Consider the following 14,477-nt stretch of genomic DNA (forward strand, 5'->3'; position numbering starts at 1 on the left):
GTCGGGCTCGTGGGTGATGAGCACGACGGTTCGGCCCGCCCGATTGAGCTCCCGGAAGAGCTGGAGGATGTCGGCGCTCGCCACCGAGTCGAGGTTGCCGGTGGGCTCGTCGGCCAGGATCAGGGACGGGTCGGTGACCAGTGCCCGGGCGACCGCCACCCGCTGCTGCTCGCCGCCCGAGAGCTCGCCCGGCCGATGCTGGACCCGCTCCGCCAACCCGACCCGCGCCAGGGCGGCCAGGGCCTTGTCCCCGCGATCGTTGTCGCCCGCATACAGCAGGGGAAGCTCGACGTTGCGCCCGGCGCTGAGGCTCGGGAGCAGGTTGAACTGCTGGAAGACGAAGCCGATGCGACGGTTGCGCACGATCGCCAGCTCGGCCTCGGTCATCGACCCCACGTCGTCACCCGCGAGGCGGTAGCTGCCCTCGGTGGGCACGTCCAGGCACCCGATGATGTGCATCATCGTGGACTTGCCGGACCCCGAGGGGCCCATGATGGCCACGAACTCGCCTTGTGAGATCGTCAACGAGACGCCGCGCAGGGCCTCCACCGACAGCATCCCCGTGCGGTAGATCTTGCGGACGTCGGTGAGCTCGATGAGCGGCCGGTCCAGCGTGGCCGTCGGGGCCAATCCCGGCGCACGCTCGATGCCGTCGGAGCCCTCTGCGGGGCCCACCGGGTCGCCGTGCTGGCCTCCCGGGCCAGCCGTTCCGCCGGGCTGGCCTCCCGGGCCAGCCCCGCTACCGAAGCCCGACGCCATCATCCGCCGCCCGCAGCCCGGCCCGCTCCGCCACCGGCACCTCCTCCACCGAAGCCGCCGCCGCCGCGACCGCCTCCGCCGAATCCGCCGCCCCCGAAGCCCCCGCCTCCACCGAAGCCCCCGGCGCCTCCCGGGCGGGTCGAGTTACCGCTCGGCAGGGAGGCGTTCAGGTTGGCCAGCACCACCTGATCACCGGACGACAGCCCGGACGTGATCTGGGTCCGTGCGGCATCCGTCGCGCCGGTGGTGACGGTGCGGCCGACTTCCTTGCCCCCCTGGAGCACATTCACGAAGCTCCGGGAGCCGACGTTGTGCACCGCACTTGTGGGCACGGTCAGCACGTTGCTCGTCTGCTGCACCACCATCGACACCTGGGCGCTGGCGCCGGCGAACAGCCCGGGCGGCGTGCCAGTGATGGCGATGGTGACCGGGAAGCTGGCGACGCCCGAGCTCTGTGTCGCCAGCGGGGTGATCTGCGAGACCGTGCCGTACACCGGCGTGGTGGAGCCGTTCGGCGTGATCACCGCCTGGTCGCCCATCTTGATCTTCCCGATCTGGGCGTCGGTGACCGACGCCTGCACGTTGAAAGAGCCCGGTGAGATGAGCACGATCGCTGCGCTCGAGGAGGTGGAGCCGGAGGCTCCGGAGGAGCCCGAGGAGCCGGTCGAGCTGGAGGAGCCCGTGGAGCCGGAGGACGCCGAACCCGAGGCGCCGCCCCCAGAGGACGAACCTCCCGAGCCGCCCGACGACCCACCCGACGAGCTCGCGCTGCTGCTCGTGCCGCTCGAGCCGCTCGAGCCGCCGCCGGAGACCGACTGGCCGGGAGTGACGTTGACCGCCCCGACGGTCCCCGCGAAGGGCGCCACGATGTTGGCGTCGTTCATGTTCGATTGGGCCTGCGTGAGCTGGGCCTGAGCAGAGGCCTGCTGCGCCTGGGCTGATGCGATCGACGCGTTGTCCGACGCGATGGTCTGGGAGGTGGCGGTGATCGGCTCGGCGGCGAACTTCGCCTCGGCGGAGTTCACCGCCGAGTCGGCGGAGTTCAGCGAGGACTGCGCCGCCGCCACCTGGGCCCCGAGCGTGGTGGTATCGAGTGTTGCGATGGTGACGCCCGCGGCCACCTGCTGACCCGGTTGCACGGTCACGGTGGCCACCCGCCCGCTCGTGGCGAAGTCGAGGTTGGCCGTGTTCGTGGGCTGGATCGTCCCCGTCGAACCGATGGTCTGCCGCACCGTGCCCAGCTGCGCCGCCACCGTGCGGTAGTTGGTGCTGCCGGAGCTCGTGAGGAGCCACGCCGTGACACCTCCAGCCACGACCGCCACCACGACGACGATGGCGACGACACTTCGACGGCTTACTCTTCCCGATACCCGGCGACCGAGGTTGAGACGGGCGAAGGACCTGGACCGGACGAGCGACACCTCAGCGACCCCTATCTCCGATGGCCGAAATCCCTGATCGCAGGGCGATGCCCCAGCTGGGAATCCTCACGGCTGACTATGGCAGCATGCCAAGCTGGGATGATCCTGAGAAGACCGTAGAAATTGGCTGAGGATCAACAGAGAGGCCGAGCACACAGCCAGCACGGGTGGCCGGCCCGAGCACTGGAGAACCCGGGGACGACATGGCCAACCAGCTCACGGGCGTCCACCACTTCGCCCTGACCGTTACCGACCTCACTCGCAGCACGCCCTGGTACCAGCGCGTCCTGGGACTGGACGTCCTGCGCGGGGTCGAGGTGGCGGGCGTCTCGTTCGTCACCCTACGCTCGGAGTCCGACGGGCTCATCCTGACGCTGTACCAGCACCCGGCCAACCGCGGGGAGCACTTCGACGAGACGCGCACGGGTTTGGACCACATCAGCTTCGGAGTAGCCAGCAGGGGCGAGTTGAAGGAGTGGAGCGAGCGCTTGAGCGAAAATGGGGTCGACCACTCGCCCGTTGCCGAAGATCCATTCGGCGCCGTGCTGGTCTTTCGTGACCCCGACAACATCCAGCTCGAGCTGGTGGCGCCGGTTTGAGCAGCCGACCTGGAACACCGCCGACCCGCGGGCGGCGGCCGAATGTCTCGGCACACCTGGCACAGGAGCGACGAGTGGCGGAGGTTGACGTTCACGAGCGGGCCACCGTCCAACAACCCGACGGGCCCGGGCTCTCCGCCACGCTGCTGCGGGTGGGCGAGCGGGCCGGCCGGCGCGCCTGGCCGACAGCCAAGGCGCTGGCCCGTCCCGTCGGTCTCTACCTCATCTCGAGGGTCGCCATCGCGCTCGCCATCGGGTTGGTGATTGATCTCAACCTCGGGCTGGCCCAGCACCAATTCAACGGCCCGTGGCCGACGAATCCTCCCGGCCGGCCGCTCTTCGAGGCCCTCGGTATGTGGGACGGCGGCTGGTACATGCGGATCGCCCACAACGGCTACACGACCTCGCTGCATCCGCTGAGCGCCTACACGCCAACCGTCGCGTTCCTGCCCCTCCTGCCTGTGCTCCTGCGGATCACCACCTTCCTCACAGGCCTGAACGTCTTGTACGCCGGGGTGCTGACCTCGTTCGTGATCGGTGTGGTGGCTTCCGCCGCAGTCTGGTTCTTCGTGCGCCGGCTCACCGACGCCGCGACAGCCGATCGGGCGACCGCGCTGTGGTGCTTCTTTCCGGGCGCCATGGCCCTCTCGATGGTCTACACCGAGGGCCTTCTCGTGATCCTGGCCGTCATCTGCCTCGTCGCGCTCATGCGGGGGCGCTGGCTCATCGCTGGTGTCGTCGCTGCCGCAGCCAGCGCCACCTCTCCCGAGGGCCTGGCCCTGTTCGCCTGCTGCGCGTGGGCGGCGGGAGCGGCGATCCTTCGGCGCCCGGAGGAGACAGCCGGGCGCGCACAGGTCGCTCCGCCAACGGACCGGACCCGTCTCGACCCCGGCGTCGTCGACCACAAGGCCGCGCCGAGGATCGCCCGTCCCGGCCGACGCTGGCTGGCCCTGGTCGCGCCCCTGCTGGCGCCCCTGGGCTGGCTCACGTATCAGGGCTACCTCTGGAGACGCACGGGCGACCTCACCATCTGGTACACGGTCGAGAAGCAGTTCTGGAAGGGCGGCTTCGACCCCTGGGGGGCGACCTTCGGCAAGCTCGGCATGGCACTGCAGCATCCCGGCGTCTTCGACTATCTCGTGCCGTCCGTGGGGCTGATAGTGCTCGTGGTGGCCGCGGTGCTCCTCTGGCGCTGGAAGCCCCCGGCCGTAGTGACGATCTACGCAGCGACGGCGATGGCGTTCGTCATCGCCTCCGGGGCGCTCGGACCCCGGCCCCGGTTCTTCATCGCCGCTTTTCCGTTCATCGTCGCCTTGGCCCGCCCGATCCGTGGGGCCGCCTTCCACGGTCTGCTCGGCATCTCCGCCCTGAGCCTCGGGCTGCTGACGATCATCGTGGTGTCCGGCGTCTCGCCGTCCCTGGCGTTCACCCCCTGACCTAACCCGGCCACTCCAGCTATTGGGTGTTTAGGTTTCCGCTCGCGGGGTACCCGGATTGACTACCGCCCTGCTCGCGTCAGGGCGAGGTGCAGCCCGGGAGGTGGCCAAGGGTGTCGGGCGAACCGCAGGAGGGTCATCGGGTAGTCGTCCCGTGGGGGGTCGACGGCGTCATGGGTGTGGTGAAGCGGGTCTACGGCCCGCCCAGACAGCGGCGGGCGCTTGTCTCGGTTCCCCTCAACAACGCATCGGGCGAGACCCTCGAGGAGACGACCGTCAGCGTCTCACTGCGGGCACTGAACGAGGCCCGTCTCCTGGTCCCCAACTGAGCGCTCCCCCCTTCGAGGGCAGCTACTTACCTGGATAGTGGTAGGACGCGAGAGTCGCATTTCCGTCCTCTCCCCCCTAAAACTGCGGTTCAGATCGACAGCGTCGCGCCCGGGCCCGCAGTGAGACAGGGTAAAAGCCCGCATTCGGTGAACTCTTTTCGCACCTATGCCGGAGTCAGGGGTGCGGTACATCGAACTTCCGGGACGGGGCCGGTGCCGGGTGCGCCAGGTCGTCGGGCCCGAAGGCGCACCGACCGTGCTGCTGCTCCACGGCTGGACGGCGACGGCTGACCTGAACTGGGGCGGCTGCTACGCCGGTCTCTCCGAGCACGTCAACGTCGTGGCCCTCGACCAGCGGGGCCACGGCGGAGGCGTCCGCGGCCCGTTCTCGCTCGAAGCATGCGCCGACGACGCCGCCGCCCTCATCGAAGCCATCGGCAGCGGGCCGGTCGTCGCCGTCGGCTACTCCATGGGCGGACCGGTCGCCACGCTGCTATGGCGCCGTCATCCCGAGCTCGTGATCGGGATGGTTCTGTGCGCCACCGCACCTCAGTTCGCGGTGACTTCGGTCGAGCAGCTCGGGCTGTCCGCGCTCGCCTTCTTCGCCCGACCCGCCCGCGGGGTGCCGCGATCGGCCCTGCGGACCGTGCGCGTCGCGGCGGGTGGGGCCCGGAGGATGACGAGCCCAGGCTGGCGTCGGGCCGCCCTGGACATGATCGGTCGCCACGATCCGGCAGCCCTCCTGCAGGCTGCCCGGGCTCTCATCGGCTACAACTCCGACTCCTGGCTCGGCGCCATCCAGGCCCCCGTCGCCGTGGTCATGACGACGGCCGACCACCTCGTGCCTCCCGGCCGTCAGCTGCGCCTGGCCCAGAGCATCCCCGGCTGCTCGCTTTTCGCCGTCGACGGCGATCACGGCGTGTGCAGCGTGCGGCCCGAGCGCTTCCTTCCCGCGCTCGTCGCTGCCCTGGCAGACGTCCGCGGGCGGGCGAAGCGCCGGCCTGGGGCGGCCGTCGGACCCACCGTCGCCGCCTGAGGCGGCAAGGAGCAGTTGAAGCTGCGCTCGTGGCTGCTCGAGCTGCATGACGATCTGCGCGAGCTCGGGCGGCGGGTGCCGACGCTCGGCCCGGCCCCTCCCGCCGAAGAGGGCCGAGCCGTGGTGGTGCCTGACGGGACGAACCAGTTGCCGGCGACCGAGGAGGCGACGAGGATCTGAGGGTGCACCCCAGATCGAAAGGGAGCCCCATGCCAGAGACGACAACCGCGACCGCAGCCGGCACGATCGACCTCGGAGGCGATCTCACCGTGCAGCGCATGGGTTTCGGGGCCATGCGGATCACCGGCAACGGGATCTGGGGCGAGCCTGCCGATCCGGACACGTGCCGGGCGGTGCTGCGCCGGGCGGTCGAGCTCGGGGTGGACTTCATCGACACGGCCGACTCGTACGGTCCCGAGGTGAGCGAGCGCCTCATCGCCGAGGCGCTGCATCCCTACCCCGAGAACCTCGTCATCGCCAGCAAGGGCGGCCTGCAGCGGCCTGGTCCCGGGCGCTGGGATCCTGACGGTCGTCCCGAGCATCTCCGCGCCGCCTGCGAGGGGAGCCTCGAGCGCCTCCGCGTGGACGAGATCCCGCTCTACCAGCTGCACCGAGTCGATCCGCGGGTGCCCATCGAGGAGTCCGTCGGGGCCCTGGTCCAGCTCAAGGACGAGGGGAAGATTCGCCACATCGGGCTGTCCAACGTGGACGAGAAGGAGATCCGCCGCGCCATGGCGGTCACACCGGTCGTATCGGTGCAGAACATGTTCAACCTGGGCAAGCGCCGCTCGGCCGCCGTGCTCGACCTGTGCGAGACCGAGCAGCTGGCGTTCATCCCGTGGGCCCCCATCGGCCAGGGGGCACCGAGCGGCAAGGCCCTGGCCCGGGTCGCCGGCGCCCACGGGGCGACTCAACAGCAGACAGCCCTGGCATGGCTGTTGGCCCGCTCACCGTCCATATTGCCGATCCCCGGCACCTCGTCCCTCGCCCACCTGGAGGAGAACATCGCCGCCGCCTCGCTCCGGCTCAGCCAGACCGAGGTGGACGAGCTCGGGCTCTAGCGGTCGGGCCCGAGTCAGGCTCGCCCGTGTGAGGCTCGCCCGTGGGTGGCGCTCCACCACGCCGCTTCTTCTGCTCCGAGCGGGGTTGACGGCGGCCCGTCGGTGGGCCATAGCTCCTCGGCGATCCGGCGCCAGTTGGCGGTCGCTTCGAGCCGTCCCAGGATGGCGAGCAGGCCGAAGTTGATGCGCTGGAGGATGAGGAACGCGGGCGGCATTCCCGCCCACTTGATGACGTCACCGTCGGTGGCCCGGCCGACCAGGTAGCGCCGGGAGACCTGGCTGGCATAGTCGGCCGTGATGGTGGTGACCTCGTCCTGACGGATCGGCCCCCAGAAGACCTCGAAGAACTCGGCGACGCGCTCGTCGGGGACCGGCGCTCCGGGTGCCATGAAGCCGGCCCGCTCGACGGCCAGCCGGAGGCGGACGACATCCGGCTCGAGGACAGCCGTACGGATGATGTCGAACAATGCGGCGGTGTCGTCCGGCGTGAACCGCTTGACCAGACCGAAGTCGAGGAAGGTCACCCGTCCTCCGGGCCGGAAGACGTAGTTGCCGGGATGCGGGTCCCCGTTGAAGGCCCGCATGCGGTACAGACTCCGGAACACGAAGCGGAAGATCGTCTCCGCCGCCAGATCCCGTTCTCGCTGCTCCCACCCCTCCATCTCAGAGAACCGGACCCCATCAGCGAGCTCGGTGGTCAGGACCCGCTTGCCACTCAGCTCGGACACGACCTGGGGGATATCGATGAACGGGTGACCCTGGTACCAGTCGGCGAAGGCGCGCTGGCTCGCCGCCTCGAGCTCGTAGTCGAGCTCCTCGGTCAGCCTCGCCCTCAGCTCGTCCGCCACGGCCCGCACGTCCAGCCCGGAGAACAGCAGGGGCAGCCCGAGCGAGGCGAGATCGAGGTTGTCGAGGTCGGCCCTGATGGCGTCTTCGATGCCGGGGTACTGGACCTTCACCGCCACAGCCCGCTGATCGACCGTGATGGCCCGGTGGACCTGGCCGATGGAAGCGGCGGCGATCGGCACCGGGTCCCACTCGCTGAACAAGCGGGTGAGGGGTGCTCCGAGGTCGGCCTCGACAACACCGGTCGCCAGCTCGGCGCTCATCGGCGGGGCATCCTGCTGGAGCTGGGCGAGGGCGTCGCGCGCCGAGTCGGGCATGGCGGTGTCGAGGAAGCTGGCCAGTTGGCCCAGCTTCATCAACGCGCCTTTCATGTTCCCGAGGGTCGCTGCCACCTGCTCGGCCGTTCGGAGCTCGAGCTCGGCGTCGAGGGCCTCGCGCCGCTCGGCCGAGGCGAACACCCGGCGGGCCCTGTTGGTCGCCGCGCTCGCGCCCACCTGGGACGCCAGCCTGGCCAGCTCGCCGGTGCGGGCCACCTGGGTGGTGGGACCCACCGGCGCCGGAATCCGGCGTCGGTGGGCGCGGCGCCTGGCCAGCGCAACTGCCGCGACCGCGGTGGCCAGCGCGGCGCCGAGCGCAGCTCCTACAGCCGGCCGCCGGGCGCGAGCGCCCGGTAGCCGGCTGTGGGAGCTCATGGTCAGTATCTTCGCACTACCGCGACGCGCCCCGACGCCCCCAGCCTCGTCGTATGCGCCCGCCGGGCCCGAGCGCCATGATGGGGGACGTGGGCCTCGTCGCTGCGACAGGGTCACCCTGGGCCTGGCATCCCCACCCGGTCGGGTGGGTCGTGATCGTGGGTGCCGCCGCGGGCTACGGCTACCTCCTCCGCTCCTGGGGTGGCGCCGAGCAGTCGCCGGCCGGCCCTGAAGGCCGGCCCGATGACGCCGCTGGCCCGGGGCGCTCGTCGGGGGGCACCACCTCTCGCCGCCAGAAGGCGAGCTTCGGTGCCGGTCTCTTCGTCCTGCTGCTCGCCCTGACGTGGCCACTGGCCGACCTCGCCGACTCCTCGCTCCTCGCCCGCATGACCCAGCGCAGCCTCCTCCTCCTCGTGGCGCCGCCCCTCCTGCTGATGGGCCTGCCCCGGTGGCTCGTGAACCGGCTCACCAGGCCAGCACTCGTCGACAGCGTCCTCGGGTTCCTCACCCGACCGGTCGTCGCCACCCTGCTGTTCAACGCGGCCGTGGTGGCCTCGTTCATCGCCCCGGCCATCAACGGTGAGGCCCGGTCGGGGGCCATCGCCGTCGGCATCAGCCTCGGTCTGCTCGTCGTGGCCATGATCATGTGGATGCCAGTGCTGAGGACCATCCCAGGTGAGCGCTACCTGTCCACGGGCGGGCGCGCCGGCTACCTCATGATCCAGGCCATCCTGCCCAGCTTCCCGGCCCTGGTGTTCATCTTCGCCCGACGTCCGCTCTACTCGGCCTACGCCCACGCGCCGACGACCCTCGGCCTGACACCGCTCCTCGACCAGCAGGTGGCGGGGGCGCTGGCCAAGGTGGTGGGCCTGGGGATACTCCTCGGCGCGGCCGGCTTCTTTCTGTTTCGCTGGCACCAGGCCGAGGAGACCGGATCCGATCCCGATCCCCTCCTGTGGGACGACGTCGAACGGGAGCTGCGCCGCCTCGAGCGTCGATCCCGGCGAACCGACTCCCCGAACTGACCGAGGTCGGATCAGCTCCCGCGGTAGGCGGGGAGGTCCGCGCCGTGGCGGAAGGCGATGCTCAGCCGGGCCCCGGCGGCGGCCACCTTTGGAACGCTGTGCTCCCATCGCCGCTGGAACGTCCCGCCGGTGACCAGCAGGTCCCCGCGACCGAGCGCGAAGGGGCGCGATCGCCCGCCGCCGCGCGGTCGGGCCAGGAACCGTCGAGGATCGCCCAACGAGACCAGTGCGACAATCGGCTCGGCGATCTCGCGGGCGATCCGGTCGCCGTGCCAGGCCACGCTGTCGCGCCCGTCCCGGTACAGGTTGAGCCCCATCGAGTCGAGCGTCACGCCGTAGCGGATCGACAGGAGCTCGCGCATGCGCTCGAGCACGGGCGGCTCGAGGGGCTGGCCCGACGAGCTGTTCCACCCGGCGGTGAGTCGCGGCTCGGCCACACGGCGCTCGTACATCCAGCGCGACCGCTGTCCCCAGTCGGTGTCGGCTGCCAGGCGGGCGAGCAGCTCGTCGGATCCCGCCACCCACCCCGGGGCGTGGTCGACCCACGAGGTCTCGTCCAGCTCGACCCGGACCAGACCCGAGAACGACGCGTCCACATCCGGCCCCGCCGCCGCGTCGAGCAGCGTCGGCTGCCAGACGAGGTTCATCGGACCGGCAGGGCGATGGTCTTGGTCTCGAGGTACTGCTCGAAGCCCTCCAGCCCGTTCTGGCGTCCGATGCCGCTCATCTTGTAGCCGCCGAAGGGCGAGTCGGCGCCGTACCACACCCCGCCGTTGACGCCGAGCGTCCCCGTGCGGATGCGCCGGGCCACCGACAGCGCTCGCTCCTCCGATCCCGATGCAACCATGCCCGACAGACCGTACCGGGAGTCGTTGGCGATCCGGACCGCATCGTCGTCGTCCTCGTAGGGGATCACGACGAGCACAGGACCGAAGATCTCCTCCCGGGCGATGGTCATCGAGTTGTCGACGTCGGCGAAGGCCGTCGGCTCGACGAAGAACCCTCGGGGCAGGTGCGCAGGGCGACCACCGCCGGTCAGGAGCCTGGCGCCCTCGCGCTGGCCGCTCTCGATGTAGCCAAGGACGCGATCGCGTTGCTTGGCGCTGACGAGCGGTCCCATGATGTGCTGCGGGTCGGTCGGGTCCCCGTAGGCGACCGACTCGAACGCGGTCTTGACGAGCTCGGCGGCCTCGGCGTGCCGAGCCCGAGGGACGAGCAGCCGGGTGGATATGGCGCAACCCTGACCCGCGTGCATGCAGGTGAACGCCGACGCTCCCAACTGGGTCTCGAAGTCGACGTCGTCGAGGAGCAGGTTGACCGACTTCCCACCCAGCTCCAGGAAGACCCGCTTCAGGGTCGGGGCGCCCTTCTCCATGATCCGCTGGCCCGTGGCCGTCGACCCCGTGAAGGAGATGAGGTCCACCCGCTCGTCGGTGACCAGACGCTCGCCGACGAGATGGTCGGAGGACGTCACCACGTTGACCACACCGGGCGGGATGTCGGTCCGCTCGACGATCAGGCGCCCGAGCCTGGTGGCGTTCCACGGTGTGTCCGGCGCCGGCTTGATGATCGTGGTGTTCCCGGTGGCCAGCGTCTGACCGAGCTTGTTGAGGGTGATCTCGATCGGGAAGTTCCAGGGGATGATCGAGCCGACAACCCCGACCGGCTCCTTCCACACCCGCCGGCGGCTCGGTATGCCGAAGGCCTCGTGTTCGCCCAGGTCCCGTTCCCATGCGAACTCGTCGATCATCTTGGCCGGCCAGCGAAGGCCGTCCTCGAGGGGCGCGTCCAGCTGGGGGCCGTAGGTGATCAGGACCGGACAGCCGCTCTCCGACACGAGCTCGGCGCGCAGCTCCTCGCGCTCGGACTCGAGGGCGTCCTGCAGCTGCTCGAGACAGCGCTTGCGAAGCGCCCGGTTGGTGGCCCAGTCGGTCTCGTCGAAAGCCCGGCGGGCCGCGGCGATGGCCCGGCCCACATCCTCGACCGACCCGTCGGCTACGGGCCCCAGCACCTCCTCGGTCGCCGGGTTGACGTTGTCGAACGTCCTGCCCGACACCGCGTCCACCAGCTCGCCGTCGACGAGCATCCGCACCTCGGCCTGAATGGTGTCCATGGCCCACATTCTGTCCGCCCGCGTCCCCGGAGCGCCTGCGGGAGCCGCCCTTCGGGCCGGGGCCCCCAGGGAGCGGGGGCCGAGCGGCCGTGCAGAAAGTCGCCGCCGCGAGGGGATGCCATGATCGGTCCCGTCGACCCGGGACGTGTCGAACCGGACACCGACAGGAGGGTGAACCGTGAGCGAGGTGCTCGAGGGAGTCAGGGTGCTGGAGGTGGCGTCGTGGACCTTCGTACCGGCCGCCGGCGCCGTCCTGAGCGACTGGGGAGCCGACGTCATCAAGGTCGAGCATCCGGCGACCGGTGATCCGCAGCGTGGCCTGATCACCTCCGGCCTGGTGCCCCGGGCCGCCGGCGGCGCCAACTTCATGATCGAGCAGCCCAATCGGGGCAAGCGCAGCGTGGGGATCGACATCGCCACCGCCGAGGGGCGAGAGCTCCTCTATCGGCTGGCCGAGCGGTCTGACGTGTTCCTCACCAACTTCCTCCCGGCCACCCGTCGACGGCTGCAGATCGAGGTCGAGGACATCCAGGCCCGCAACCCCGGCATCGTCTATGTGCGGGGACACGGCCAGGGAGCGCGCGGTCCGGACGCCGAGAAGGGCGGCTACGACGGCGCGTCCTACTGGGCCCGCGGGGGCATCGCCAACGCCCTGACCCCCGCAGGCGCCGAGTACCCGGTCACGCAGCGACCCGGCTTCGGCGACCTGGCCGGAGGCATGACGATCGCGGGAGCGATCTCGGCCGCGCTCTTTCGCAAGGAGCGGCACGGCGTGGGATCGGTCGTCGACATCTCTCTCCTCGGCGTGGCCATGTGGATGCTCTCCCCCGACATCGTCGCCAGCAAGCTCTTCGAGGGCTTCGGGGGCCAGAGCTTCACCCGGGCCAGCTCGCCCAACCCTCTGGTCAACGTCTACAAGACCAAGGACGACCGGTTCCTCACCATCATCATGCTGGAGGCGGACAAGTACTGGCCCGATTTGTGCCGCCACATCGAGCGACCAGAGCTGATCGACGATCCCCGCTTCGTCGACGCGCCGACGAGGTTCGAGAACCGGGCCGAGTGTGTGCGGCTGCTGGACGAGGCCTTCGCCTCCCGAACGCTCGACGAGTGGCGGAAGCGCCTGGCCACCCTCGCCGGGGTATGGGCGCCGGTCCAGACGGCAAGAGAGCTCCACGACGACCCCCAGGTGGCTGCCAACGGCTACCTCCCGGAGATCGACACTGGCGACGGTCAATCGCTGGGCCTGGTTGCCAACCCCGTCCAGTTCGACGAAGCGCCACCCAGCTTGCGACGCGCACCCGAGCACGGCGAGCACACCGAGGAGGTCCTTCTGGAGCTGGGCATCAGCTGGGAGGAGATCGCCGCCTACAAGGAGTCAGCCGCCATCCTCTGACGGTGGGTCCCGCCTGTCCCCCGCTAGGGGGATCCTCCACATCGCCCTGTAGTGAAGGGCCGTGGCACCGCCAGCGGAGGTTTTCACGACGCTCGATTCGGCGCTACCGTTTCGGCCAGCCGGCCGGGTCAGGGTCGGATCGGGAGGGAGGATCAGCGGCACCGGACCGAGCATCCGTCGGTCCGTGGACCGTGGCTCACGAGTCGAGCACCACGACCATGCGGCTGTCACGCATCTCGACACGGACAAGGGCAGACGCACGGCGCGACGAGCCCGACACGGATCGTCGCAGAGGAGGGCAATGAAGCTTCCCGCAGCGTTCGGGTTCAGCATCTCCGAGGACACCGACCCGCCCGTGCTCACCGTGCGCGGCGAGGTCGATCTGGCTTCGGCGCCCAAGCTGGCGGCGGCCATCACCGAGCTGATGGACCGGGGCAATACGAACCTCGCCGTCGACCTCGGCTCCGTCGAGTTCATCGACTCGAGCGGCCTTGGTGTGCTCGTCGGCTCCCTACGGCGCTTGCGCGAAGACGGCGGCGATCTGGTGTTACGAGCCGCCAGCCCAGCAGTCACCCGCATCCTCGAGCTGACCGGGCTCGACGGGCTGCTGCCTGTGACCAGCTGAGCCGACGACGCCGTCGCCCGGGCCCCGGATGCCCGAAGAACGGTTCAAGGCCAGCTCCGCGGGGTAGGTGCCCCGAGACCTTCGTCACCGCACGCGTTCCACCAGGTCAGGGGGGCCCACTGATGACCCGTTCCGTAGTCGACGTCAGGGCTGGGGACGATCCCCGGACGGCGATCGTGGTCCTTCACGATGCGCTCGACGTGCACAGCGCACCGATGGTGCGGGAGCGCCTGCGGGCAGTGCTCGGCCAAGGATGGACGACGGTCATCGTCGACCTGCACGACGTCGAGTTCATGGACTCGACCGGGCTGGGCGTCCTCATCGGCGCCCGCCGCCGCGGACAGGATGCCAACGTCAAGCTGGTGCTGGCGCGACCCAGCCGGGCAACCCACCGACTCCTGGTGATCACCGGGATGCGCCGGCATTTCACGATCACCAAAGCGCTGCGGCCCGGTACGGGCACCGCCGCCTGATCCCCAGGGCGGGGCGCCCTACTCTTCCAGATCGGCCATGCGGGGAACGTAGGCGCCCCGGCCCATGGCCATGCTCTCCTCGAGATCGGTCGACTCGTCGACGTCGCCTCGCACCTCGGTGACCCAGGGCAGCCGGTCCCGCAGGATCCGCTCGACCCCGGCCTGAAGGGTGGTGGCGCTGATGGCGCAGGAGCTGCAAGAGCCCTGCAGCGTCACCTCGACCACACCCGACTCCGCGTCAGCGCTGGTAAGGACCAGATCGCCGCCGTCGGCCTGCACGGCAGGACGCATCAAGTCGATGATCGAGTCGAGCTCGGAAAGCCGCTCACCCCGTTCCTCGTCGGTCAGCACGGTTCCACCTCCTTTTTGGTCCAACACCATTGTGCCCCTCATTCATCCGACACCTTCCTCTCACAGTCTCCTCAGACCCGGCTGACCGAATCAGGCCCGACGCTCGGGTGAAGGGGTGAGATGAACGGGTCCCGGGCCAACCTCGCCCACCTCTGCCGCCGGGGCGGCTCCAATGCCCGGACGAGATCGACGCCGCCGTGGTCAGAGCATATGGGCCGACCGTCGAACAGCTGCTCGATCGCTCCAGTCCCGATCCGGCCGCGGCCGCCATCAGGCCGCCCTGGGCCGGGCCTACCCGTCGCTGGCGTTCATCTG

16 protein-coding genes are annotated in these 14,477 nt (G+C 70.1%); 10 read left to right on the forward strand and 6 right to left on the reverse strand.

Annotation, left to right across the window (positions count from 1 at the left end):
• Together VGF64_01485 and VGF64_01490 are read right to left on the reverse strand one after the other, a co-directional pair.
• Positions 1 to 675, reverse strand: a 675-nt coding sequence (locus tag VGF64_01485) for an ABC transporter ATP-binding protein (GenBank protein ID HEY1633401.1), incomplete at its 3' end; no start/stop codon positions are given.
• Positions 676 to 758: 83 nt separating this feature from the next.
• A complete protein-coding gene (locus tag VGF64_01490; GenBank protein HEY1633402.1) occupies positions 759 to 2,180 on the reverse strand; it encodes an HlyD family efflux transporter periplasmic adaptor subunit in 1,422 nt (473 codons plus the stop codon).
• Between the two features lie 203 nt (positions 2,181 to 2,383).
• On the opposite strand from VGF64_01490, the gene VGF64_01495 reads away from it, so the two are divergent.
• The 6 genes from VGF64_01495 (at position 2,384) to VGF64_01520 (ending at position 6,641) form a co-directional block, all read left to right on the forward strand.
• A complete protein-coding gene (locus VGF64_01495) occupies positions 2,384 to 2,779 on the forward strand; it encodes a VOC family protein (protein HEY1633403.1) in 396 nt (131 codons plus the stop codon).
• A gap of 74 nt (positions 2,780 to 2,853) precedes the next feature.
• Positions 2,854 to 4,215 carry a mannosyltransferase family protein gene (locus tag VGF64_01500; protein ID HEY1633404.1) on the forward strand — a complete coding sequence of 454 codons (1,362 nt, stop codon included), beginning with the start codon at positions 2,854 to 2,856 and terminating at the stop codon, positions 4,213 to 4,215.
• A gap of 113 nt (positions 4,216 to 4,328) precedes the next feature.
• A complete protein-coding gene (locus VGF64_01505) occupies positions 4,329 to 4,544 on the forward strand; it encodes a hypothetical protein (protein ID HEY1633405.1) in 216 nt (71 codons plus the stop codon).
• Positions 4,545 to 4,725: 181 nt separating this feature from the next.
• On the forward strand, positions 4,726 to 5,580 hold the full coding sequence (locus VGF64_01510) for an alpha/beta hydrolase (protein ID HEY1633406.1): 855 nt from the start codon (positions 4,726 to 4,728) through the stop codon (positions 5,578 to 5,580).
• A 15-nt stretch (positions 5,581 to 5,595) separates the two neighbouring features.
• Positions 5,596 to 5,760 carry a hypothetical protein gene (locus VGF64_01515; protein ID HEY1633407.1) on the forward strand — a complete coding sequence of 55 codons (165 nt, stop codon included), beginning with the start codon at positions 5,596 to 5,598 and terminating at the stop codon, positions 5,758 to 5,760.
• A gap of 29 nt (positions 5,761 to 5,789) precedes the next feature.
• A complete protein-coding gene (locus VGF64_01520) occupies positions 5,790 to 6,641 on the forward strand; it encodes an aldo/keto reductase (protein HEY1633408.1) in 852 nt (283 codons plus the stop codon).
• 14 nt (positions 6,642 to 6,655) lie between these two features.
• Here the strand turns inward: VGF64_01520 and VGF64_01525 are convergent, their stop codons facing one another.
• Positions 6,656 to 8,179, reverse strand: a complete 1,524-nt coding sequence (locus VGF64_01525) for an AarF/ABC1/UbiB kinase family protein (GenBank protein HEY1633409.1) — start codon at positions 8,177 to 8,179, stop codon at positions 6,656 to 6,658.
• Positions 8,180 to 8,232: 53 nt separating this feature from the next.
• Here VGF64_01525 and VGF64_01530 point away from each other — a divergent pair, with 53 nt between their 5' ends.
• Positions 8,233 to 9,204, forward strand: coding sequence for a cytochrome c oxidase assembly protein (locus VGF64_01530; GenBank protein ID HEY1633410.1), 972 nt, complete (start codon positions 8,233 to 8,235; stop codon positions 9,202 to 9,204).
• Between the two features lie 11 nt (positions 9,205 to 9,215).
• On the opposite strand, the gene VGF64_01535 is transcribed toward VGF64_01530, so the two are convergent.
• Positions 9,216 to 9,851 carry an alpha-ketoglutarate-dependent dioxygenase AlkB gene (locus tag VGF64_01535; GenBank protein ID HEY1633411.1) on the reverse strand — a complete coding sequence of 212 codons (636 nt, stop codon included), beginning with the start codon at positions 9,849 to 9,851 and terminating at the stop codon, positions 9,216 to 9,218.
• Positions 9,848 to 11,317: an aldehyde dehydrogenase family protein gene (locus VGF64_01540; protein HEY1633412.1), complete on the reverse strand. Its 1,470-nt coding sequence runs from the start codon at positions 11,315 to 11,317 to the stop codon at positions 9,848 to 9,850. The genes VGF64_01535 and VGF64_01540 overlap by 4 nt, the downstream gene beginning before the upstream one ends.
• A 178-nt stretch (positions 11,318 to 11,495) precedes the next feature.
• On the opposite strand from VGF64_01540, the gene VGF64_01545 reads away from it, so the two are divergent.
• From VGF64_01545 to VGF64_01555, 3 genes are all read left to right on the forward strand, one after another.
• Positions 11,496 to 12,713, forward strand: coding sequence for a CoA transferase (locus VGF64_01545; protein HEY1633413.1), 1,218 nt, complete (start codon positions 11,496 to 11,498; stop codon positions 12,711 to 12,713).
• A 301-nt stretch (positions 12,714 to 13,014) separates the two neighbouring features.
• The gene (locus VGF64_01550; protein ID HEY1633414.1) at positions 13,015 to 13,338 is read left to right on the forward strand and encodes an STAS domain-containing protein; all 324 of its coding nucleotides are present in this window, start codon (positions 13,015 to 13,017) and stop codon (positions 13,336 to 13,338) included.
• A 122-nt stretch (positions 13,339 to 13,460) separates the two neighbouring features.
• Positions 13,461 to 13,811: an STAS domain-containing protein gene (locus VGF64_01555; GenBank protein HEY1633415.1), complete on the forward strand. Its 351-nt coding sequence runs from the start codon at positions 13,461 to 13,463 to the stop codon at positions 13,809 to 13,811.
• Between the two features lie 18 nt (positions 13,812 to 13,829).
• Here VGF64_01555 and VGF64_01560 read toward each other — a convergent pair whose 3' ends face one another.
• A complete protein-coding gene (locus VGF64_01560; GenBank protein HEY1633416.1) occupies positions 13,830 to 14,204 on the reverse strand; it encodes a NifU family protein in 375 nt (124 codons plus the stop codon).
• Between the last annotated feature and the right edge of the window lie 273 nt (positions 14,205 to 14,477).

The organism is Acidimicrobiales bacterium (assembly GCA_036491125.1).
Classification (GTDB): Bacteria; Actinomycetota; Acidimicrobiia; order Acidimicrobiales; family AC-9; genus AC-9.